This is a genomic window from Mucilaginibacter flavidus, assembly GCF_024055575.1.
GTDB lineage: Bacteria > Bacteroidota > Bacteroidia > Sphingobacteriales > Sphingobacteriaceae > Mucilaginibacter > Mucilaginibacter flavidus.
Genome location: NZ_JAMXOE010000013.1, coordinates 84,697 through 105,901 on the forward strand (window position 1 = coordinate 84,697; position 21,205 = coordinate 105,901).

General features: G+C 43.7%; 25 protein-coding genes and 1 tRNA gene. 15 read left to right on the forward strand and 11 right to left on the reverse strand.

Annotation, left to right across the window (positions count from 1 at the left end):
- Positions 1-45: 45 nt before the first annotated feature.
- The 4 genes from NAF19_RS18475 to selD all read left to right on the forward strand — a co-directional run bounded on the left by NAF19_RS18475 (position 46) and on the right by selD (position 2,786).
- Positions 46-468: a luciferase domain-containing protein gene (locus NAF19_RS18475; RefSeq protein ID WP_252791811.1), complete on the forward strand. Its 423-nt coding sequence runs from the start codon at positions 46-48 to the stop codon at positions 466-468.
- Positions 469-534: 66 nt separating this feature from the next.
- Positions 535-605, forward strand: a tRNA-Gln gene (locus NAF19_RS18480).
- 97 nt (positions 606-702) lie between these two features.
- Complete coding sequence (mnmH, locus tag NAF19_RS18485) at positions 703-1,752, forward strand: tRNA 2-selenouridine(34) synthase MnmH (RefSeq protein ID WP_252791812.1); 1,050 nt, start codon at positions 703-705, stop codon at positions 1,750-1,752.
- Positions 1,752-2,786, forward strand: coding sequence for a selenide, water dikinase SelD (gene selD / locus NAF19_RS18490; protein WP_252791813.1), 1,035 nt, complete (start codon positions 1,752-1,754; stop codon positions 2,784-2,786). The genes mnmH and selD overlap by 1 nt, the downstream gene beginning before the upstream one ends.
- Before the next feature lie 4 nt (positions 2,787-2,790).
- Here the strand turns inward: selD and NAF19_RS18495 are convergent, their stop codons facing one another.
- Positions 2,791-3,414 (reverse strand): class I SAM-dependent methyltransferase, encoded by a 624-nt coding sequence (locus tag NAF19_RS18495; RefSeq protein WP_252791814.1) that lies wholly within the window; start codon positions 3,412-3,414, stop codon positions 2,791-2,793.
- Between the two features lie 50 nt (positions 3,415-3,464).
- Here NAF19_RS18495 and NAF19_RS18500 point away from each other — a divergent pair, with 50 nt between their 5' ends.
- Positions 3,465-3,938, forward strand: coding sequence for a rhodanese-like domain-containing protein (locus NAF19_RS18500; protein ID WP_252791815.1), 474 nt, complete (start codon positions 3,465-3,467; stop codon positions 3,936-3,938).
- Between the two features lie 7 nt (positions 3,939-3,945).
- Here NAF19_RS18500 and NAF19_RS18505 read toward each other — a convergent pair whose 3' ends face one another.
- From NAF19_RS18505 to NAF19_RS18525, 5 genes are all read right to left on the reverse strand, one after another.
- Entirely contained in the window at positions 3,946-5,037 is a 1,092-nt protein-coding gene (locus tag NAF19_RS18505) for a DUF695 domain-containing protein (protein WP_252791816.1), read from the reverse strand.
- Between the two features lie 131 nt (positions 5,038-5,168).
- The gene (locus tag NAF19_RS18510; RefSeq protein WP_252791817.1) at positions 5,169-6,146 is read right to left on the reverse strand and encodes an MBL fold metallo-hydrolase; all 978 of its coding nucleotides are present in this window, start codon (positions 6,144-6,146) and stop codon (positions 5,169-5,171) included.
- A gap of 112 nt (positions 6,147-6,258) precedes the next feature.
- On the reverse strand, positions 6,259-7,089 hold the full coding sequence (locus NAF19_RS18515) for an alpha/beta hydrolase family protein (protein WP_252791818.1): 831 nt from the start codon (positions 7,087-7,089) through the stop codon (positions 6,259-6,261).
- Positions 7,090-7,274: 185 nt separating this feature from the next.
- Entirely contained in the window at positions 7,275-7,670 is a 396-nt protein-coding gene (locus NAF19_RS18520; protein WP_252791819.1) for an immunity protein Imm33 domain-containing protein, read from the reverse strand.
- Positions 7,657-8,043, reverse strand: coding sequence for a DoxX family protein (locus tag NAF19_RS18525; RefSeq protein ID WP_252791820.1), 387 nt, complete (start codon positions 8,041-8,043; stop codon positions 7,657-7,659). Before NAF19_RS18525 ends, NAF19_RS18520 begins: the two co-directional genes overlap by 14 nt.
- Before the next feature lie 151 nt (positions 8,044-8,194).
- Between NAF19_RS18525 and hemA the strand changes: the two genes are divergently transcribed.
- The 3 genes from hemA to hemC all read left to right on the forward strand — a co-directional run bounded on the left by hemA (position 8,195) and on the right by hemC (position 12,145).
- Positions 8,195-9,421 (forward strand): glutamyl-tRNA reductase, encoded by a 1,227-nt coding sequence (gene hemA, locus NAF19_RS18530; protein ID WP_252791821.1) that lies wholly within the window; start codon positions 8,195-8,197, stop codon positions 9,419-9,421.
- Positions 9,422-9,628: 207 nt separating this feature from the next.
- On the forward strand, positions 9,629-10,321 hold the full coding sequence (locus NAF19_RS18535) for a hypothetical protein (RefSeq protein WP_252791822.1): 693 nt from the start codon (positions 9,629-9,631) through the stop codon (positions 10,319-10,321).
- A gap of 228 nt (positions 10,322-10,549) precedes the next feature.
- Positions 10,550-12,145, forward strand: coding sequence for a hydroxymethylbilane synthase (hemC, locus tag NAF19_RS18540; RefSeq protein WP_252791823.1), 1,596 nt, complete (start codon positions 10,550-10,552; stop codon positions 12,143-12,145).
- 111 nt (positions 12,146-12,256) lie between these two features.
- Here the strand turns inward: hemC and NAF19_RS18545 are convergent, their stop codons facing one another.
- Positions 12,257-12,907, reverse strand: coding sequence for a DNRLRE domain-containing protein (locus NAF19_RS18545; protein WP_252791824.1), 651 nt, complete (start codon positions 12,905-12,907; stop codon positions 12,257-12,259).
- 215 nt (positions 12,908-13,122) lie between these two features.
- Here NAF19_RS18545 and hemB point away from each other — a divergent pair, with 215 nt between their 5' ends.
- From hemB to NAF19_RS18580, 7 genes are all read left to right on the forward strand, one after another.
- On the forward strand, positions 13,123-14,094 hold the full coding sequence (gene hemB / locus NAF19_RS18550; RefSeq protein WP_252791825.1) for a porphobilinogen synthase: 972 nt from the start codon (positions 13,123-13,125) through the stop codon (positions 14,092-14,094).
- A 157-nt stretch (positions 14,095-14,251) separates the two neighbouring features.
- Positions 14,252-15,622: a glutamate-1-semialdehyde 2,1-aminomutase gene (hemL, locus tag NAF19_RS18555; RefSeq protein WP_252791826.1), complete on the forward strand. Its 1,371-nt coding sequence runs from the start codon at positions 14,252-14,254 to the stop codon at positions 15,620-15,622.
- A 98-nt stretch (positions 15,623-15,720) separates the two neighbouring features.
- On the forward strand, positions 15,721-16,590 hold the full coding sequence (locus NAF19_RS18560) for a sensor histidine kinase (protein ID WP_252791827.1): 870 nt from the start codon (positions 15,721-15,723) through the stop codon (positions 16,588-16,590).
- 143 nt (positions 16,591-16,733) lie between these two features.
- A complete protein-coding gene (locus NAF19_RS18565; RefSeq protein WP_252791828.1) occupies positions 16,734-17,441 on the forward strand; it encodes a response regulator transcription factor in 708 nt (235 codons plus the stop codon).
- A complete protein-coding gene (locus NAF19_RS18570) occupies positions 17,441-17,968 on the forward strand; it encodes a SusR-related protein (RefSeq protein WP_252791829.1) in 528 nt (175 codons plus the stop codon). The genes NAF19_RS18565 and NAF19_RS18570 overlap by 1 nt, the downstream gene beginning before the upstream one ends.
- 151 nt (positions 17,969-18,119) lie before the next feature.
- A complete protein-coding gene (hemE, locus tag NAF19_RS18575; protein ID WP_252791830.1) occupies positions 18,120-19,142 on the forward strand; it encodes a uroporphyrinogen decarboxylase in 1,023 nt (340 codons plus the stop codon).
- Positions 19,143-19,238: 96 nt separating this feature from the next.
- Complete coding sequence (locus NAF19_RS18580; RefSeq protein WP_252791831.1) at positions 19,239-19,778, forward strand: CopD family protein; 540 nt, start codon at positions 19,239-19,241, stop codon at positions 19,776-19,778.
- 50 nt (positions 19,779-19,828) lie between these two features.
- Here the strand turns inward: NAF19_RS18580 and NAF19_RS18585 are convergent, their stop codons facing one another.
- From NAF19_RS18585 to NAF19_RS18600, 4 genes are all read right to left on the reverse strand, one after another.
- Positions 19,829-20,281, reverse strand: coding sequence for an OsmC family protein (locus NAF19_RS18585; RefSeq protein WP_252791832.1), 453 nt, complete (start codon positions 20,279-20,281; stop codon positions 19,829-19,831).
- A 65-nt stretch (positions 20,282-20,346) separates the two neighbouring features.
- Positions 20,347-20,538, reverse strand: coding sequence for a hypothetical protein (locus NAF19_RS18590; protein WP_252791833.1), 192 nt, complete (start codon positions 20,536-20,538; stop codon positions 20,347-20,349).
- Complete coding sequence (locus tag NAF19_RS18595) at positions 20,535-20,855, reverse strand: rhodanese-like domain-containing protein (RefSeq protein WP_252791834.1); 321 nt, start codon at positions 20,853-20,855, stop codon at positions 20,535-20,537. Before NAF19_RS18595 ends, NAF19_RS18590 begins: the two co-directional genes overlap by 4 nt.
- Positions 20,856-20,857: 2 nt before the next feature.
- A complete protein-coding gene (locus tag NAF19_RS18600; protein ID WP_252791835.1) occupies positions 20,858-21,136 on the reverse strand; it encodes a rhodanese-like domain-containing protein in 279 nt (92 codons plus the stop codon).
- Positions 21,137-21,205: the final 69 nt, after the last annotated feature.

Consider the following 21,205-nt stretch of genomic DNA (forward strand, 5'->3'; position numbering starts at 1 on the left):
GTTTTTGACTCGGGACTTCAGACTTTCGACTCAGAACTTAAAATCATGTTTAACTTTTTTGTAAAATATTTCGGCATTTTAAAGGTGGTGCCATTTGCGGCGCAGCTGTTTGACACGCAACTGAGATTTTGGGAACTGCTAACCCTTTCGCCGGTGCCAAAGTATATTGATGATATTGAGGGCGAGGTACTAAGATGGCCGGGCGTTGATAAAAGCGTACACAAATACGGCGGGCTGCAATTTAATTTTAACGGGCGGGAATTGGGGCACATCCACAGTAACGGCCTGCTTGATATGCGGTTTAGCCGCACAACAAAAGAACAATTATTGACCGAAGGCCGGGCAACAGAACACCATATTTTTAAAAAATCAGGATGGATTAGCTTTTATATCCGCGATTATAGCGACGCTCTTTATGCCCTTGAATTGCTTGAAAGAGCGTTTTTACAAAACAGTGGCAGGGGCTAGCCTTATAAACGCATAGAATTTGTATATTTGCAGCCGGAGAGAACCAGGCCTCCGCGTTATTTAAATTCCCTTATGGTGTAATGGTAGCACTTCTGATTCTGGTTCAGCCTGTCGAGGTTCGAGTCCTTGTAAGGGAACATTAAACCTTCAAAGCCATCCCGGGTAAGGATGGCTTTATTAGTTTTAGCACATTCAACAGGGTAACCAAAATCTCCCGTATCTTTATCCAATCAAATGACCCGTCAAATCAGCATCTCCGAATTCCTGCAGTTAAGCACGCCTGTGGCCTTAATTGACGTGCGCACACCTGCCGAATTTGAAAAGGGCCATATTCCTGGCGCTTTTAATGTACCGTTGTTTAGCAACGAGGAGCGGGTTAAAGTCGGCACAACCTACAAGCAGGTTGGTCGTGAAGAAGCCATTTTACTTGGATTTGATTTAACTGGCGGCAAATGGTCGGGGTTTATAAAGCGCGCTCTGGAAATTGCTCCCGACAAAAAAATAGCCGTGCACTGCTGGCGCGGTGGTATGCGCAGCGGGGCAATGGCCTGGGCGCTCGATTTGTATGGCTTCGAGGTATTGGTCATCAAAGGTGGTTACAAAAGCTACCGCCGCTGGGCGCACCAGCAATTCGACAGGCAATACCCACTTTGTATTTTAGGCGGGATGACTGGTTCGGGGAAAACCAAAATATTGCATAAGCTCAGCATTGCCGGAGAACAGGTGATCGACCTGGAAGATTTAGCCCAACACCAGGGATCATCTTATGGTACCATGAATAAGCTGGTGCAGCCAACCCAGGAACAATTTGAAAATAACTTTGCTTTTCTGCTAAAAGATATGGACGCTGCGCATCGTGTTTGGGTAGAGGACGAGAGTATCACCATCGGCAAATGTGCCGTACCTCCACCTTTTTGGCGCCAGATGCGTAATGCAGTTTTGATTGATTTAAAGATAGGGGTTGAACAGCGTACCGCGATGCTGGTTGATGAATACGGGAAACTCGACAAAGATTTTTTAATTGAATGTACCCAACGCATCCACAAACGCCTCGGCCCCGAACAAACCAAACACGCCATAGCCGCCATAAATGAAAACCGCATGGCCGATTTTATCCGGTTTGTATTGGTATACTACGATAAAACATACCGTGGCGGCCTGCTTAAGCGCAATGCGGAACAGGTGTTTCCGGTGGAACTTGAAAGTACGGATGCCGACAAAAATTCAAAGATATTATTGAAATTTATACGCCAGGTTAATCAACCGGGAGTCACTCAACATTAATGGAGACAATTAAACTTACCCAATATTCGCACGGCGCAGGTTGTGGCTGCAAAATCAGTCCGGCTATACTCGATAAAATATTACACAGCCCGGTAGCGGCTATACCCGATGCCCGTTTACTGGTTGGCAACGATAAACGTGATGACGCGGCAGTACTGGATTTAGGCAACGGTACCGCGCTAATATCAACCACCGATTTTTTTATGCCGATAGTGGATGACGCCTACGATTTCGGCCGTATTGCCTCGGCAAATGCCATCAGCGACGTTTATGCGATGGGTGGCAAACCAGTGTTGGCTATTGCCATATTGGGCTGGCCGATAGATAAGCTGCCGCCAGAGGTTGCGCAAAAAGTTTTGGAAGGCTCGCGTGCCGTTTGTGCCGAAGCCGGTATAACCCTTGCCGGTGGCCACAGTATTGACTGCCCCGAACCTGTGTTTGGGCTTGCGGTGAATGGCATGGTGAATATCCCCAACTTAAAACAAAACTCAACCGCAATTGCCGGTTGCAGGTTATACCTTACCAAAGCTTTGGGCGTTGGCATATTATCAACAGCCCAAAAACGAGGGGTACTTAAACCCGAAGACGCCGCCATAGCCTTGCGGAGCATGGTCACCCTGAATAAGCTGGGCGAACTTTTTGGCAGCATGGGTTTTGTAAAAGCCATGACCGACGTAACAGGCTTTGGCCTGCTGGGCCATTTAAGCGAAATGTGCGAAGGCAGCGGTTTGTCGGCTGAAATAGAGTTTGACAAAGTGCCGGTAATTGCTTCGTTGCCGTGGTACCTCGCCCAAAAATGTTTTCCCGGTGGCACACAACGCAACTGGAACAGCTATGGCGATAAAATCGGCACCCTAACCGACGAGCAGCGCTACATACTTGCCGACCCGCAAACCAGCGGCGGTTTGCTGATAGCAGTAGCTGAGGAAAGCTGTGCAGATTTTGAGTTGACGTTAAAAGACCGTGGATTAGATTTTAAACCATTCGGCAGGTTAAAGCCACAAAACTACGGGCCGCTGATAACGGTTGTTTAAGCCATCAGACATTAAGCGGATGCTTTTTGAAGCTGCAAAACAAAAAATTTTGTATCGTTTTAAACGGTGTTAAATGGTCTTCGCTAATGCATTTTAATTTCTTAAACTGTTTGCTTAGCGTATGTTGTAGCAGTGTTTCTGAATATTGTTTCACATGTAATCCACTGCATTTTTCGGGGCCTTGTTTTGAAAACGTGCCGATAATCATGTAGTTATTAATCGCCATCGCAGCCGAGGCAATGTACTGCTTAATTTGTTTCCGCTCTGTTAAAAAATGGAATGTGGCCCTGTCGTGCCAAAGGTCATAATGTTCATTTGGCTTAAAATCTGTAATGTCAGATACTATCCATTTTACCTGCCTGCTTTTCTCGCCCAGCCTTAGCCGGGCCCTGTCCAAAGCGGCTTCGGATATGTCAAGCACTGTGATATCTGAGAAACCTTCTTTTAGCAAATAATCAACCAGGGTGCTGTCGCCACCGCCAATATCAATAATTTTGGCATCTTTTGCCAGGTTGAAGCTTTTAATAAAGCCGAGCGAACTGTGCGGAACGGCCTGAGTCCAGCTTACCTCTTCTGTTTTTTTTGTTTGATATATATTTTCCCAGTAAGCCTTTTTATCTTCTTTCATGCTTTTTTTCTCCACCTTTGCTGGTATAAAAGTCAGGATTAATATTCAATATGAAAAAGATATATTCATTAACCATTTGCTTACTGATAGTTTTATCTTTCGCGGCATTAAAAACGAATGCACAAATTTCCAACCCCGTTACGCCTTCGCTGACTGCAACTAACCCGTGGACTGATAGCCAATTACTGGAGCCCTCCGTTTTAGCAGCTCAAATAAAAACCGGCGGAACAAACCTGCCCCTGATATTAAATATCGGTGCGGTAGAAGATATTAAAGCAGCAACCCATATTGGCGCGGTAAACGATGCAAAAAACATGGAAAAATTGAAGAGTACTGTAGCGGCGCTACCTAAAAACACAGCTATAGTAGTTTATTGCGGTTGCTGCCCTTTTGCCAAATGCCCTAATATCCGGCCGGCCTTTTCCGAACTTGCAAAAGCCGGGTTCACTAACGTAAAGCTGCTGAATCTGTCAACCAATTTAAAAACGAACTGGATTGCAAAAGGCTATCCACTCGCCGAATAGGACATAATTAATTGACAAAGTGATCGAATGATCGCCAGTATTTATCTTTATAAATATCATAACTGATCTCAATTTGTCTTGAATGTTTTTGCTGCGCTGTATATGCTGTTTTAGATGGCAGCCTGAAATCTTTACAGGCAAAATAAATGTCTCTTACTCCATCGGCCGTTTGCCGGCCGATATTTAGGTACCCGTCAATGTCTTTCAGTTCTTTTGTGATTTCTTCTTCAATCTTTTCCAACAGCTGATAGGTGTCATTATCAGGCATACCATTTGTCCCGGCTCCGTTATACTTAATTTCGATATTTAAAATCCAGGGATGAGAAGCTTTACGGTCCCAGGCCAGCAAATCCATATTTATAATCGCCAGCAACATATTCCCGTTCGCCAATTTGGCCTCCAATCCCGAATAGCTATCGCTTTCGGTATCATGCCTTACCCCTTCATATTTTTCAACAAATTCAGCTTGCCGCCATGCCAAAAAATCTTTTAATTTTCCTATCGGCACAAGTGGCTTTTTTGCAGCTTTTTTACTAACCAAAACCACGCGGTCGATTGTTGTAATCGCGTTTAATTCGCCTAGAAGATTATCTAAAAAGATGTATACCCCGTTTGCAATGGCAGGTTTGTTTTGTTCATTAAAATCATCGTGAACAATGGTTATGTCTATTTCGTCAGGAAAGTTTGTATCGTCGTTCTGGTAAAAGCTGATATTTTCGCTGCTAAAGTTGTAGCCGCCCATCTGTATACTCACATCAGTAATATCTAACGCTGGTTTTAAGGCTGTAAATCGCCAGCCGTCAATTTTGGGGGCTGCGTTAACAAGTTCCTCAACAAACACAATGTTATTGATAACCCCGTCAGGTGTTAAAACCAATTCAACAGTGTTTTTGTCAAACATACCCGTTAAATAATAAAAGCCGTCTTTAAGTTCGTTTAGCTTAGGTGCAAGTTTTGCAAAAAAGTTGTTTTCAATATCATTTTGTTCCTTTACAACTTTTGCAAAAGTGCTTTCATTTTTTTTGAACCAATCCCAAAACTCTTCGTTTGATTTTATGGGTGGCTCTTTTGTTTGAAATATGTTTTTAAAAAAACTCATTTATTTTACGGTGGTTGAGTGATATTATTTGATGGCCTAAGTTATTGTTTTGTAAATATTGGGTACAACAAGTTTTCAAATGGCTTACTTCTTATTTCACAGTCAAATATAAAAAATCAACGATATTTCTTTCACCAGCCCGAAACAAACGGTTTAACCTCAGCAGGCATACCCGGCTCCGGCACAAAAAGGTCAATATTCTTTTCTTTAGCGTATTTCAACAAGCGCTCAATGGGCTCATCCCAGGCGTGTGGTGCAAGGTTAAACGTTCCCCAGTGTATGGGCATCATCAGTTTGCCTTTTAGTGCAAGGTGGGCGTTCGAGGCATTGTCAGGCCCCATGTGTATATCGGGCCAGTATTGGCCGTAAGCGCCAATCTCCAGCATGGTTAAATCAAAAGGGCCAAAGGTCTCACCGATTTCTTTAAAAACGGGAAACCAACCCGAATCGGCCCCGAAAAATATATTATGCGTGTGCCCTTTTATCACAAACGACGACCAAAGGGTTTCGTTGCGGCCTATAATACCGCGACCACTAAAATGACGTGCCGGGGTTGCCGTAATATTGCAATCGTCGCCAAGCATGGTGCTGTCGCCCCAATCCAGTTCGTTTATAAAGTTTTTTTCGATCCCCCAGCTTACCAAATGCTGCCCAACCTTGAGGGATGTAATAAAAGGGACATGTTTACCGGCGAAATACTTAATGGTGTTTTTATCCAGGTGATCGTAATGGTCGTGCGATACAATGATGGCATCCAGCGGGGGTAAATCTTCAAGTGCAATCGGCGGCTCAAAAAAACGCTTTGGCCCGAAGAACGAACTGAATGACACCCTTTCGCTCCAAACCGGGTCGGTAAGGATGCGTTTGCCGTCAATTTCTATCAGCAGGCTCGAGTGCCCAATCAATGTAATCCTTAAACCAGTGGCAGGAGGGGTGTTAAATACCGACACATCAGTTTTAAACGGACCTAACTGCTTTTTTGGGGTATTCTCTGCTTTGTTATTATAATATTCTTTAAGTATCGGGATCATTTTACCAAACCCGACCTCATCGGTAGGTATGGGGTTTAAAAACTTCTTTCCCTTTTTGCGCGCCCCGGTTAAACTCATAAATAAATATCAAATTACCTGCCCAAATATACACCTGGCGTTTTATTACAACCGGGTTGAAGCCGAATTGTTACATTAAGTCAATAAAACACCAATGGTGGCATTTGGCTGACTATTTTGTTAAAAAAGTAACGGTTTGTTCGCAGAACTCGAGCAGCTCAGCAGGTAATTCCGGTTCGGCATAGGGTTGTGTTGCACCAAATACATGGTCGCCACCCGTTATTACTAAAAATTCAGCGTTTGGATTGGCTGCTTTAAGTTCTTCTGCATGTGCCAACACGACAGACGTATCTTCATCGCCATGGGCGATGAGCCAGGGTTGTGTTATTTGAGCTGCATGCGCCAGTATATCCAATCGACCAGGGTTGCGTTCCAGATCATCAAGCAGGCTAACCTTTAGGGGCATTTGTTGCCCGGTGCGTTTGTTGGCAATATACGTTATGCCGGTTAATCGCCATTGTTCCTCAATCTCCTTGGGCCATAAATTCCTGAACCCGGAAATGGATGCCATGGTAACAAGTTTTTTAACCCGCCTGTCTTCGGCTGCTTTAATAATGCACAGGCCGCCGCCCATGCTGTGCCCCATTAAATAAACGCCACTGGCTGCAGCGATACCTGAACCACCGCAGGCAAAATCTATAACCGCTTTTAAATCCTCCAGTTCGATAGTGAAAGTATTGTCAGCGAAAGCTATCAGATCGACAAAATCTTCAGGTTTATCAGCTGTGGTGCCGTTGTGCGAAAAGTTGAATTTTAAAAACCGGAAGCCCTGTTCTGCAAAGTAATTGGCTACCAGGTTATGCGCGCCCCAATCTTTAAACCCATTGAAGCCATGGGCAAAAATTACCAGCGGGGCGTTTTTAAGCGAGGTTTTATAAGTTAAATCCATCAGCATGCCACGGCCCTTGGCGCCGGGTATGTTGAAGTTTTGTTTTTTAAGCATGATACATCAAATATAGAACAAACATTTACCGATAATCAACCATTCCTGTCATTTCTATGGTGAGAAAACCTATCCGGCTTGCCTCTCCCGCGTTTAAGTTTTCTCCTCGTTCCTCGTCGAAATGACATTTGGGGGCAGTTCGGACCTCCAAGAGACCATATAAGTGACAACCCCCAAATCCAAAGCTATGATGGGTCTAATGCAAATGGCTCCCATTTATCATTTGTCGACTTTCTATCAGCCCCAATGCCTAAGGGCATCTCATATAAATCGTTAATTGATGTATCTATTTCTGTAGCTTGCTTAAGAGAGATGATTTTTAGATTCGAGTCATCATGGTCTGCTTGTCCACATAAAAATTGCCAGTAACCGTCTTCTGCTTCGTGAGTTGCAAATAGGATAGGCCGTGTTTTGGTCATTACGTGGTCACAAACAAAACAAGCGGTATTTTCCGATTCCGTAAACTTAAATTCATTTGCGGGCGTTTCTTTTTTCTTAAAAAAACTCAACATCTTTTTATAGTTATTTAAATGTGTTAAGGTAATAAATATTGCTAGAAAAAATCGTTTAAATCTTGTCATTCCGGGTATACCACCACGCCCACCATATCAGCAAAGGCTGCAAAATCACCAGCCTTACCCACGCAATTAATGGCGTTACATGCAGACTGCCCAACTGAAACGGCGCATGGGTGACCATATCAATATGTACCGGCAAAAAGGCAATCAGCATTAATATTATACCCCAGGCGGCTAAAACCCTGGTCTGTTTGAAAATTAGCAGCAAGCCAAATAATATTTCAAAAACACCCGCCAATAAGTTCATAAGTTTTGGCAACGGAATATATGGCGGAATGATGCGTATGTACGATTCCGGCGCCCGGAAATGGTTGGCACCGGCCAAAACGTAGCCAATTACCAAAATGACGAGCATCACTTTTTTTAATTTTGTCATAATTCAGGTACGTATTTATAGGTAAAATCGATTTAATTGTTTAACAAACACTATTTATTTATAAACATTCTAAATACAACTGTATGACAAAGTGTTGACACTGCATCGTATTAAAGCTGTTACTTTTGTTGGGTTCAAATTTAAAATAGCTTTGAAGTATCTAAAGGTAATCGCTTTTACGCATAAACAGATTGAGTTGAAGGAGTTGGGACGATTGGTGATTTGCCAGGAGAACTTAACAGATAAACTGCAAAGAGTAAAATCGCAATTCGGTATTTCCGAAATTTTTTACCTGGCCACGTGTAACCGCGTTGAGTTTGTGATGCTTACTCAGCAGGTAGTCGATAAAGCTTTCGCCAAACAGTTTATGGATGCCCTTGATATGGGCCTATGCCCGATATCAACCGGTACTTTTTTAGATGCGGCATCTATTTATGAAGACCGCGAAGCGCTTGAACATTTGCTGCGCACCTCCTGCTCGCTCGAAAGCCTTATAGTTGGCGAAAAAGAAATTTTAGCCCAACTGCGCAAAGCCTACGAAAACTGCAAAGAGGCCGGCCTTACCGGCGACGGGCTGCGCATGTTTATGAACTGTATAGTTAAAACCGCCAAAGAAGTTTATACGAATACGAATATTTCGAAAAATCCTATTTCAGTCGTCTCGCTTGCCTATCGCAAGCTGAAGGACTTAAAGCTTTGCACCAACGCCCGCGTACTGATTATTGGCGCCGGCGAAACCAACCGCAACATTTCGAAATACCTGCAAAAGCATAAGTTTACCAACTTTGCAGTTTTTAACCGAACTGTTGCCAATGCCACCCAGCTGGCTGCCGATTTAAGCGGCGAAGCGTTTAACCTGGAAGCATTAAAAACATACAACAAAGGCTTCGATGCCATCATAACCTGTACCTCATCAACCGAACCCATCATCACTCCAGAGATTTACAAAGGCCTTTTAAACGGCGACACCGACCGTAAAACCATAGTCGACCTTGCCGTGCCTAACGATACTCACCCGGATGTGCTGCTGCAATTCCCGGTAAACTTTATCGAGGTGCATTCGCTAAATGAAGTGGCCAAAAAGAACCTGCAGGAACGTTACGAAGAACTTACCCACGCCGAAGCCATTATCGACGAAAACATAAACGGCTTTTTGCTGGAGCTTAAGCAACGCCGTATCGAACTGGCCATGCGCCAGGTGCCCGAAAAAATAAAGGAGATCCGCAATACCGCCATTAACTCCGTTTTTGCCGAAGAAGTGCAGGGCATGGACCAGGCCAGCCGGGAGATACTGGAAAAGGTGATCAACTACATGGAGAAAAAATATATCAGCGTGCCTATGATAATGGCGAAGGATATATTGATCAATAATAATTAAAGCGCTGCCGCGAGTTTAGTGAAGCGTAACTAGTAGTATGGCATGTGGCAAGCTTTCTGCTTGCGCAGCATAAAGCTCACAAAGAAATTACGACTAACCGGTTAGTCTGTATTCACAAACTCTCTCAACGCATTTCTTGATTTGCCGATAAGTTTTGATAGATTTATCTATTGCAGTTATTAACTAAATCACTCTCATGATATGGTCATGTACTCCGACATAGAATACAAAGCAACCAAACTTATTAAGCAAGGCAAAGAAGCCATTAATAGCGACTTTGTACAACTCGCTAATTGGATTGACGAAACCTATGATGTCAAAACCATGAATATAATTTATGATACCATTAAGGCTGATAATAGGCCAAGGCTTCAGATTATATTTGAAAACGCTGTAAATAAATTCAGCGATAATTTAAAGCAAGTTTTTAATTTCAATGAAGAAAAACAACACGCTATTGGTAATCAATTTAAAGAAATAGTTTCAAGTAAAAGGGATGCCAGAAAGTGGTCAATCTTAAACTTTTTTAAAAAAGATGAATATCAAACTGAAGGCCTATTTGTTGTTTTTAGTGCTTTTGAACCAATTGCCAAAGTTGAAGTGATTGAAAAAATTCCCAAGTCGAGAATTAAAGAGCTTAAAGCACAGATTGGTAATTCAGATATATGGGAAGTTATTACTGCATGTCACACGGCAATTTTCTTTTTTTACACTGAAAATCAGGTCGAGGAGAACGCAAATAATGGAGTTAAAGAACATTTAAGTAAGTTGTTTTTTCCTTTACTTAAGCCATTTGATGAATTTAACTATTTCAAAGAACAGGATTATTCGATAAGTTTAGACAGCAAAGAAAACTTTGATAAAAACTATGAAGGCAACTGGTATTATTACTTCAAATAAACGAGAGGTCGAAATATTAAACGAAATCAAAGAAATTAGAAAAGCTTTGAATAACGTCGGAAAAATAAAGGCCGGCAAATTAAAGGGTCGTCCTATAGAAGAGTTGCTTAATAAGATGTAAAGCCATAATGGGATATCGTCTCTCAGTCACCTCACTTTCATATCGTTAATTATTCCTCCAATCATTGCGTTAAAAAGTTAAATTTGCAATGCAAACACTATAGCCCTTTGGACAGAAAACTTATTATAGGAACCCGCGGCAGTGACCTGGCGCTTTGGCAGGCAAACTTTGTGAAAGATAGCCTGGCCGCGCTTAATATTGATGTTGAACTTAAAATCATCAAAACGCAGGGCGACCGCATCCTTCACCTTAGCCTTGATAAGCTGGAAGGTAAAGGCTTTTTTACCAAAGAACTTGAAGAAGAATTATTGGCAGGTTCGATCGATCTTGCGGTTCATTCGCACAAGGACCTGCCTACCGAAAACCCTCCGGGACTCATTATCGCAGCAGTTTCAGAACGGGAAGACCCCGCTGAACTACTGCTGATACTGAAGGATTGTGTTGATGTGCACCAAAAACTGTCGGTTAAATACGGTGGTATTGTAGGCACCTCGTCAAACCGCCGCAAGGCGCAATTGCTGGCCTACCGCCCAGATTTGGATATTATTGATCTACGCGGCAACGTGCCCACCCGTGTAAACAAACTACGCGAAGAAAATTATGATGCCATCATGCTGGCAAAAGCGGGTGTGAGCCGGCTTGGCCTGGACTTGAGCGATTTTTATGTAGAAGAGCTAACGCCGACGGAGTTAATTCCTGCGCCGGCGCAAGGTGCACTGGCTATACAAGTCCGCGAAAGCGACAAAGAAATATTTGAAGCCCTGCAGCCGCTGAATCACCCAAATGTTGCGGAAGAACTGGCCGTTGAGCGCACTGTGTTGAAGTTGTTTGGCGGTGGTTGCCATTTGCCATTAGGCTGTTATTGCCGCAAAGAAGATGGCGTGTACCAGGTGTTTACCTCGAAGGCGGATGATAGCGAGGAATTCCCCGACAGGTTATTTTTAGAAGCCCCTACAACTGAAGGGCTGGCTCAAAAAGTTGCTTTGTTCTTCAGCGCCGACCGCAAGTTCCCGATGAAGGTATTTATATCGCGCGAGCTTTCTGAAAACAGCTATTTCCGCAAAGCGCTGGAGAAACACGATATCGAGGTTGAGGCGCGTTCGCTCATCCGTACTGTGGCCGTTATTACCAAGCTCGATAGCTATATTTTGAAAAATGCCGACTGGATATTTTTCAGCAGCAAAAACGCGGTAGAATATTTTTTCCAGCTAGACCCGGTATTACCTAAAAAAGTAAAATTCGGCGTAATGGGCAGTGGCTCGGAAGATATGCTGCGGCGCAAAGGTTTTTTTGTTGACTACACCGGCGATGGTATTGACCCTGCCGATGTTGCAGCCGAATTTGCTGAACTGGCCAACGGCAAAACCGTAGTATTCCCTTCTGCCGAGAATTCTATGCGGAGCATACAGCAGGCCTTATCGCCCGATACAAAAATCATCGACCTTACGGTTTACGAAACGATATTGGAAGACAATGTGCAGCGCAGTGGCGCCGAGATAATGGTATTTACCAGCCCATCAAACGTTGAGGCATACTTTGTAGATAACCTGCTGGACCCTGATCAGAAAATTATTGCCATAGGTGTTTCCACCGGCAAGAAACTGGACGAAATGGGCGTAAAATATACGCTACCGTATTCGCCCGACGAAACCGGGCTTGCCGAAGCGGTATTCGGGACTATTTGTTTGAGCCACAGGTGCTAAATTTTGTTCATAGTTGATGGTTCATAGTTCATAGCCGCAGCAATGAATGACTATTGACTTTTTTCGCTACCGGCCATGATCCATCCCGCACGTGCGGGATTAACCATGAAACTATTTGTAGGTAATCATCAGCTTTGGCCTTCTTGATGTATCCGGGTAATAGCTGGAGCAGAAAATGCGGCTTGTGTAAATTACTTCGTTACGGAGCGATAGTTTAAAGCCATAATTATTACCGCTGCTTACCATTGCGCTAACCATGTCTTTTACGTCGACATCCAGGTTTCCGAAAGGTTGAAATGTACTGGGTATAGTTACCTGGTTTGCAGGAAATGCACCCGGCTGGTTAAACCATGTCACAGTTGGCGTACTCCACGGTTCGGCAACCTGTTGAATAACAATGCTATTATCCGCGCCATAATTTGCATGTACCAAATCGCCGTTCAGCGGAATAGTATCGGCATATAAAATAAGGCGCGCAGACACTATGCTGCCGGTGGCAGGTACTTTACTGATGTCGAATTTTAACAGGTTTCGCACGGTAATCGGCAACCCGCCGATGGTCCAGGCACACAAAGGCTCCTCTGGCGATACATGGTTACTTGCATCGGCACCGTTATATATGCCCACATTGGTTTCATAAGGATTATTTAAAGGCGCCAATACAATGTTCTTGGTTCCGGGTGTCGGATCATTGACGCGCGTACAGGCAGTAACAACCATGAACAGCAACGCTATACAAAGGGCAGGGGTATGTTTTTTCATGTTATTTCGACAAAGGCTTAGTAAAAATAATAACATTTAATATTTTAAACCGCTTATTAATAGCATTTTGAACAATATCTCCACAAAACATCATTTGTAAGACATAAAATTTCTTTAAACCTATAACATCGCCCATAATTGTCGCAGTTTCCCTAACTTTGGGATTCCCAAAAGGCGGGGTGGAAATCGCCCTTCCAAAAATGTTGAAATAAAAAATGTTACAACGACCAAGAAGAAACCGCAAAAGCGAAGCGATACGCCAAATGGTGCAGGAAACGCACATCAGCGCAGCTAACCTTATATTTCCACTGTTTATTGTTGATGGTACTTTTCAAAAAACAGAGGTGGCATCAATGCCCGGTATCTATCGATATTCGATTGACAATTTGCTGCGCGAAATAGAAAGCTGCTTAAAACTGGGGTTAACATCGTTCGACCTGTTCCCAAATATCGAAGAATCATTAAAAGATAAATACGCTACCGAAAGTCACCGCGAGGAAAGCCTTTACCTGCGTGCCATCCGCGAAGTAAAAAGGAATTTCCCGGAAGCTTGTGTGATAACCGATGTTGCCATGGACCCCTACAGCAGCGATGGTCACGACGGCATTGTAGAGAACGGCGAGATATTGAACGACGAAACGCTGGAGATACTTGGCAAAATGGCGCTTGCCCATGCCCAATGCGGTGCGGATATTATAGCACCAAGCGACATGATGGATGGCCGTGTGGGCTATATCCGCAAGGTATTGGACGATAATAAATTTACCAATGTATCTATCATGTCGTATTCGGCAAAGTACGCCAGCGCTTTTTACGGGCCTTTCAGGGATGCCTTGAATTCGGCGCCAAAATTCGGCGATAAAAAAACCTACCAGATGAACCCCGCCAATCAGCGCGAGGCATTAATTGAGGCCACTTTGGATGAGCAGGAAGGCGCCGACTTCTTAATGGTAAAACCTGCCCTTGCGTACCTCGACGTAATAAAATTATTAAAGGATAATACTGAATTGCCGGTTGCGGCGTATAATGTGAGTGGCGAATATGCCATGATAAAGGCGGCCGTACAAAAAGGCTGGCTGAACGAGCAACGCGCCATAACCGAGGTGCTTATGGGCATACGGCGGGCAGGCGCCAGTGCGATATTAACGTATCATGCTAAAGAGGTTTTAGAGAACAAGTGGCTGTAGAGGCCCCCTAGCCCCCTGAAGGGGGAACAGGAGAGGATTGTCAGCGAACAAGATATTAACTAAAATTAAAAGTCTCCTCCCTTTAGGGGAGATTATTCATAAAATAAATATAATTTGTGTGGCATTCATGAGTGCTGCGCAGTTTAGAGGGGGCTAAATGTTTGATTCAATAAAAAAGAAATTTACATCAGAAGGGAATGAGCCGGCGGCTACTACCGGTAAACCTGATATCTGCCGGGATAAGTCGGCGGAGCTGTTTGCGAAGGCAAAAACCTTTTTTCCGGGTGGCGTTAACTCGCCGGTAAGGGCGTTTAAATCAGTGCATGGTACGCCGCTTTTTATAAAAAAGGGCGATGGCTGCCACTTATGGGATGCCGACGACAACCAGTTTATTGATTTTTGCTGCTCATGGGGACCACTTATCCTGGGGCACAACAATGCAAAAGTTCGCGAAAAGGTAATCGAGGTTATGCAAAACGGCATGTCGTTTGGCGCACCTACAGCTTTGGAAAATGAACTGGCCGAACTGATTGTAAAAAACAACAAGTTTATAGAGAAGCTGCGTTTTGTAAGTTCGGGAACAGAAGCGGTGATGTCGGCCATAAGGCTGGCCCGTGGCTATACCAAACGCGACAAAATATTAAAGTTCGAGGGTTGCTACCATGGCCACTCCGATTCACTGCTGGTAAAAGCAGGCTCCGGCCTGGTGACTTTTGGCGAAACATCGTCTGCCGGTGTACCCAAATCGTTTGCTGATGAAACCATCGTTGTTGCATTGAACGATAAGGAAGCCCTTAAAAAAGCCTTCGACGAATTTAAAGACCAAATAGCAGCAGTAATAATTGAGCCGGTACCGGCCAATAACGGTTTGCTGTTGCAGGAAAAAGAATACCTGCAATTCCTGCGCGAAATATGTACGCAAAACGGCACCCTCTTGATATTTGACGAGGTGATATCAGGCTTCCGCCTTGGCTTTGAAGGTGCTGCCGGGCATTACCAAATAAAGCCGGATATACTTACTTACGGCAAAATAATTGGCGGGGGCATGCCTGTAGGGTGCTACGGATCATCTGCCGAAATTATGGGCCATATTTCGCCGGATGGCGGTGTTTACCAGGCCGGCACATTGTCAGGTAACCCGGTTGCAATGGGTGCGGGCATTGCCCAGTTAAGCGAATTGCTGCGTATGGGCTTTTATCGCGATCTCAACAAAAAAACCGAAGAATTTACCGAAGCCATTCAGCGCTTTGCTACAGCACGCAATTATAAGTTTAAGGTTTTTACCATTGGCTCGATTTTCTGGTTCGCATTTACTGATAAAGAAGCCATCCGCTCTGCAGATGATATTGACGCAGCCAGCATGGAGAAATTTAAAAAACTACATCGCGAACTCCTTAACCGTGGTGTTTATTTGGGGCCAAGTGGTTACGAGGTCGGCTTTATATCATCAGCGCACAGCAAAATTGACCTGGAGAAAGCAAAACGTGCTATATTTGATAGTTTGGAAGTGGTATTCCGGGAAAAATAAGCCCCACCCAAACCCTCCCCGGTAGGGAGGGCTTTAAAAAGTAAAAATAAAAGTCTCCCCTACCGGGGGAGATTTAGAGGGGCTTGCAACCTTAACAAATGAGAAGAACATTCGTAATATTTTATGCGCTCATCACTTACGCTTTAGCGGAGTTGATTTGGTGGGGCTACCTGCTGGCAAAGCATATGCCAAGCGATATCGGCATGATAATGGGCGAGGGCTCGGTTTTCATATTCGTGTTTTTTGTTGGGGCGTATTCGCTGCATAAGTCGATTAACAAGGAGCGCAAGCTGCAGGAGCAGAAGAAAAACTTCTTGCTGTCGGTAACACACGAACTAAAATCACCGCTCGCGTCTATCAAAATACTTTTACAAACCATCCAAAAACGTGACCTGTCGAAAGAACAAACACTGAATTTTATCGGCAAGGCACTGATGGACATAGAGCGGCTGGATGATATGGTGGAAAACATGCTCCTGGCGTCAAAAATCGATAACCGCAGTTATTCGTTCCCTAAAGATAAATTCAATCTTTCGGTTTTGGTGGATAGTATTGTTAACCGCTTGCAGATAACCAAATGTGAGGGCACGCAACAAATTATTGATGCCGAAATTGAGCCGAAAATTGAAATAACCGGCGATAAATTTGCGCTTACTTCGGTTGTTACTAACCTGGTTGAAAATGCAATAAAATATTCAGGCCCTTGTGAAACGGTGGGCGTAAAACTGTTTTCGAAAGAAGGAAAAGTATTTTTAGAGGTAGCGGACCACGGTATCGGCATATCCGACCAGGAAAAAAACCGTATTTTCGATAAATTCTACCGCGTGGGCAGCGAAGATACGCGCAACACAAAAGGAACGGGCTTAGGTCTGTATATTGTAAAAGAAGTGCTTGATAAACATCGCGCGAGCATAAAAGTGAAGGATAACCGCCCCGCAGGTAGTATATTTGAAGTGGTTTTTGAATGAGTTCGCACAAATTGCACTAATTAAAACTAATTTTCACAAATCTGCTTTTACATTTGCCTTTGTAATTTGTGAAATTCGTACAAAATTCAATTCGTGAAATTCGATTAAATTCGAGAAAATTAGTGTTTAAATAATTTCATATCATGCAAACTAAAAAAAGAATTTTATTAGCCGAAGACGAAGACCATTTGCTCGAGGCTATTAAGCTTAACCTTGAGCTTGAAGGGTACAAGGTATCGACCGCCCATAATGGTAAAAAGGCATTACAAATATTTAAAGAAGAGCGTTTTAACCTGGTAATACTTGACGTTATGATGCCCGAAATTGACGGCTTTGTGGTTGCTGAAACCATCAGGCTGGAAAACTCGGAAGTGCCTATCATGTTTCTTACCGCAAAAAATACCAACGAGGATAAAATCGCCGGCCTTAAAAAAGGTGCCGACGATTACCTTACCAAGCCATTTAATCTTGAAGAACTTATTTTAAGGGTAAATAACCTGGTGAAACGCGGATTAAAGGGCGAAGAGCTTAAAGAGTTTAACAGCTACAAAATAGGCGAAAAAACTATTCACTTTAACTCATTTGAATTAGTGAACGAGGATGGTTCTATTACGCCTTTAACCAAAAAGGAAACCATGCTGCTGAAGCTGTTGATTGAGCGCCGTAATGATGCCGTGTCGCGCGAGCAGATATTGGAAACCGTTTGGAATTACGACGTTTACCCTTCAACCCGCACCATCGATAACTTTATCCTTACCTTCCGCAAGTATTTTGAACCAGATCCTAAAAACCCGGTTTATTTCCATTCAATCCGTGGAGTAGGTTATAAGTTTACCGATACGCATCATTAATGTTTACAAACCGGACACGCTTATTTATCGGCACACTGTGTTTTTTGTCGCTGATGTTGCTGGCCTACCGGCACATGTATGAGTTTGCGTGGTTTGCCATGTTGCTGATAGTGCTGCTGGCCTGGGATTACATACGGCAGGGCACCCTAATTGTGGCTGCAAAGTACTTTCACCATAAAGAATACGACAAAGCAGAACGCACCCTGCTGGAGATTTTTAACCCGCGCTGGCTTAGCAGAAAGCGCCGCGGCTACTACGAGTTTTTAATGGGTGGCGTTTGCCTGCAAAAGCAGGATTTTGAGGATGCCGAAAAACATTACGAAGTAGCGGCACAATACCCGCTTCGGTCTGTGAATGACCACGTGGCAGCACTGGTGCATGTAGCCAACATCAGCATAAGGCAGGGTAATTTTGAAAAGGCGGGCGCTTATATACAACTCACCGAAAAGCACACAGAAGACATAAACTCCAAAATGAAGGATGTAATTGAGCGCCTTCGGCAGGAATTGAAAAAAAACAAAAAATAGAACAAAGAATCAAGAGTCAAGAATCGAGATAAAAAGAGCCTTGCTGTTGATACAAAATAAGATAACCACATTAAACAGAGCAAGTTTAAATAGCCGGAACCAGGAAAAGTTAATGATTCTTGGCTCTTGATTCTTGACTCTCTTCCAAATTATGAGAGATTCGTTATTTATAAAAGCAGCATTTTCTGAAAACACTGAACGCCCGCCAGTATGGATGATGCGCCAGGCAGGCCGTTTTATGAAGGAATACTGGGACATTAAAAACAAGTATTCGTTTTTAGAAATGTGCAAAACGCCCGAAATTGCGGCCGACGTTACCATGTTACCCGTTAATTTGCTGGGGATCGACGCTGCCATTTTATTTTCGGACATATTGGTTACGGGTGAAGCCATGGGTGGCGATTTAAGCTTTAACCAGGGTGTAGGCCCTAAATTTGCCAATCCTGTACGCACCAAAGCCGATGTAGACAACCTGCAAACAGATGTGGGCGATAGACTACAATACGTAGCCGACGCTATTAAAGTGATACAGCAACGGCTTAACGGCAGCATTCCATTAATAGGTTTTGCCGGCGCACCGTTCACGGTGATGAGCTACCTGGTTGAAGGCGGCTCGTCGAAAGATTTTAAGCTGACTAAGTTAATGCTCCACAACGAGCCGGAACTAGCTCATCAGTTGTTATCAAAAATTGCGACAGTAACAGCAGATTATTTAAATCTGCAGATTGCAGCCGGAGTAAATGCCGTACAGATATTCGACAGCTGGGCGCAGGCATTAGCATGGGATGATTATAAAGAGTTTTCGCACCGTTACATTTGCGAGATTATCAGTAAGCTAAATCGCAAGGACATCCCGGTAATATCGTTTTGCAAAGGCAGTTCAGTTTTTGCTCCATTGATGGCCGAAGCAAAACCGGATGTGATCTCCATCGACTGGAATGTTGATTTGCTCGACATTAAAAAACGTTTACCGGAAGGCATAGCGGTACAAGGCAATCTTGATCCGCATATTTTATATGCCGATAAAAAAGTAATTAAAGACCGTATTCATAAACTGTTCGACAGGATGAAGGGTGAAAAAGGGTTTGTTTTTAACCTTGGCCACGGCATTATGCCCGATATCCCGTTTGATAATGTGAAGTATGCGGTGGAATTGATAAAAGAATATAGCTAAGCCCCCCAGCCCCCTAAAGGGGGAGCGAATAGCAGGCGGGGTAAAATAGCTGCAACTCAAAAATTCCCCCTTTAGGGGGTTAGGGGGCTCGACGTTATGTATCCATACATTCTTTCCATACATATCATTTTTGTAGTCTGCTGGATGGCGGGGCTGTTTTACATGGTGCGCCTGTTTATTTACCATACCGAGGCGCAGGAAAGGCCCGAGCCTGATCGCACCATCCTGTCAAAACAGTTTGAAATAATGGAGCGCAAGCTGTGGTACATTATCACGGTACCATCAATGTTTATTGTTTTGGCTGCGGGTATAACCATGCTATGCCTCGCGCCAGTCTGGCTGCAACAGCCATGGATGCACATAAAACTGGGCTTTGTTGTGGGTTTAATAATATATCACTACATCTGCCAGCACAAAATGAAAGAGATGGCGGCCGGGACTTATAAATGGACATCAACCCAGCTCCGTTTATGGAACGAAGTGGCTACGCTGTTCTTGTTTGCAATAGTGTTTTTGGTCGTATTAAAGGATGCTGTGAACTGGATCTATGGCCTTATTGGGCTTGTTGGCCTGGCGGTTGTGTTAATGTTTGCTGTTAAACTGTACAAACATTCCCGCACAAAAAAAGGACAATAGTTCTGTTGCAGATAACTATCATCCTTTAAAGTTAGCCCCGAAATAGTACATTACGCCGCCACCGGTACTTTGACCGTCACCTCGGGTTCAAAAACAATTTTAGATTTTATCGAATTTGATACCAGGCACGCTGCTTCCGCCTTTTGAAGTACGCGTATTGCCCTGTCCCTCATGTCTTCGTTAATGATGGTAAGCCTTGGTTTTAAGGTTACTTCGGTCATCAGGTATTTCCCTTCAACCATCTCCAGTTTACCAAGGGCAGTGGAAGTGAAGCTTTCAAACTCAAGCTTTGAATTTTCTGCAATCGCCAAAAATGTAGTCATCAGGCAACTGTTTACTGCCGCGGTAAATAAATGCTCGGGCGACCATACTTTTTCTATCCCATTTGCAAATTGCGGCGGTGTTGCCACATCCAGTTTATCTGTAAGTTCGGGTGAGCTAAGTGTGCCCAGGCGGGTGCCGGTCCATTCCAACTCAACCTCGTATAGGTGTTCTGTGTTCATATTATTAGTTATAAATGTTAATATTTTATTGTTAATGCGTCAGGCAGTTGACGCTTATCGCTATTTTAAATTTTACATCCCTGCGCACCGCAGCAGGCTGTGTTTGAAAGGGCCATAAAAACAAACAAGCCGCTAATTGCGCCGAGGCTCCAGTCATGGGCTTGTATCGCCCAAAAAACCATAAATAAGCCTAATGCCAGGCGCAAAACGCGGGCAAAGTGCCAGTTTGTAAAAAGCCGTTGTTTTATCGTATTCATTTTACGTAGGTGGTTAAATTGTGCCAGCTGCCGCCATTGTAAACGTGCTTATACCCTTTTGACTGCAATATTGCTTTTGCTGAGCGGCTCCGCATGCCCGAGGCGCAACAGGTTACAATTACGTCCTCTTTTTTTAATTTACCCATTTTGTCGTGCAACATATTCAAGGGAATATTTATCGAGCCCCTGAGGTGCCCACCGGCAAATTCACCGGGGCTGCGTACGTCAATAACCTTGGCGCCGGCAGCTAATATTTCGCCAATGTTAATGCTATTGCCAATCTTAAAAAACTGTTTTATTTTTTCTACCAGGCCCATACTTAGTTGTTTAAAAATTTATCAATGTTTACCCAGGTGCCACCATCATAACAACCAATATTGTGTTGTTTTAGTAGTTGGCCGGCCTTTAAGCTTCGCACGCCCGAGGCACAGCATACTATAATTTGTTTCGCTTGCTTAAGTTCATCAAGATGACTGCTTAAATCGAATAACGGAATGTTTACACTTTTTGCCGCGTGTCCGGTGCTGAATTCTGCCGGCGTTCTTACATCTACTATTACCGTTCCGGGTAATGTTATTAATTGCGATATGTCGTCCATTTTTTCCTTTTTGAATATTTGATAATACAAAGGTGGGTACAACAAAATGGATGTTTGGTAACATTTGTT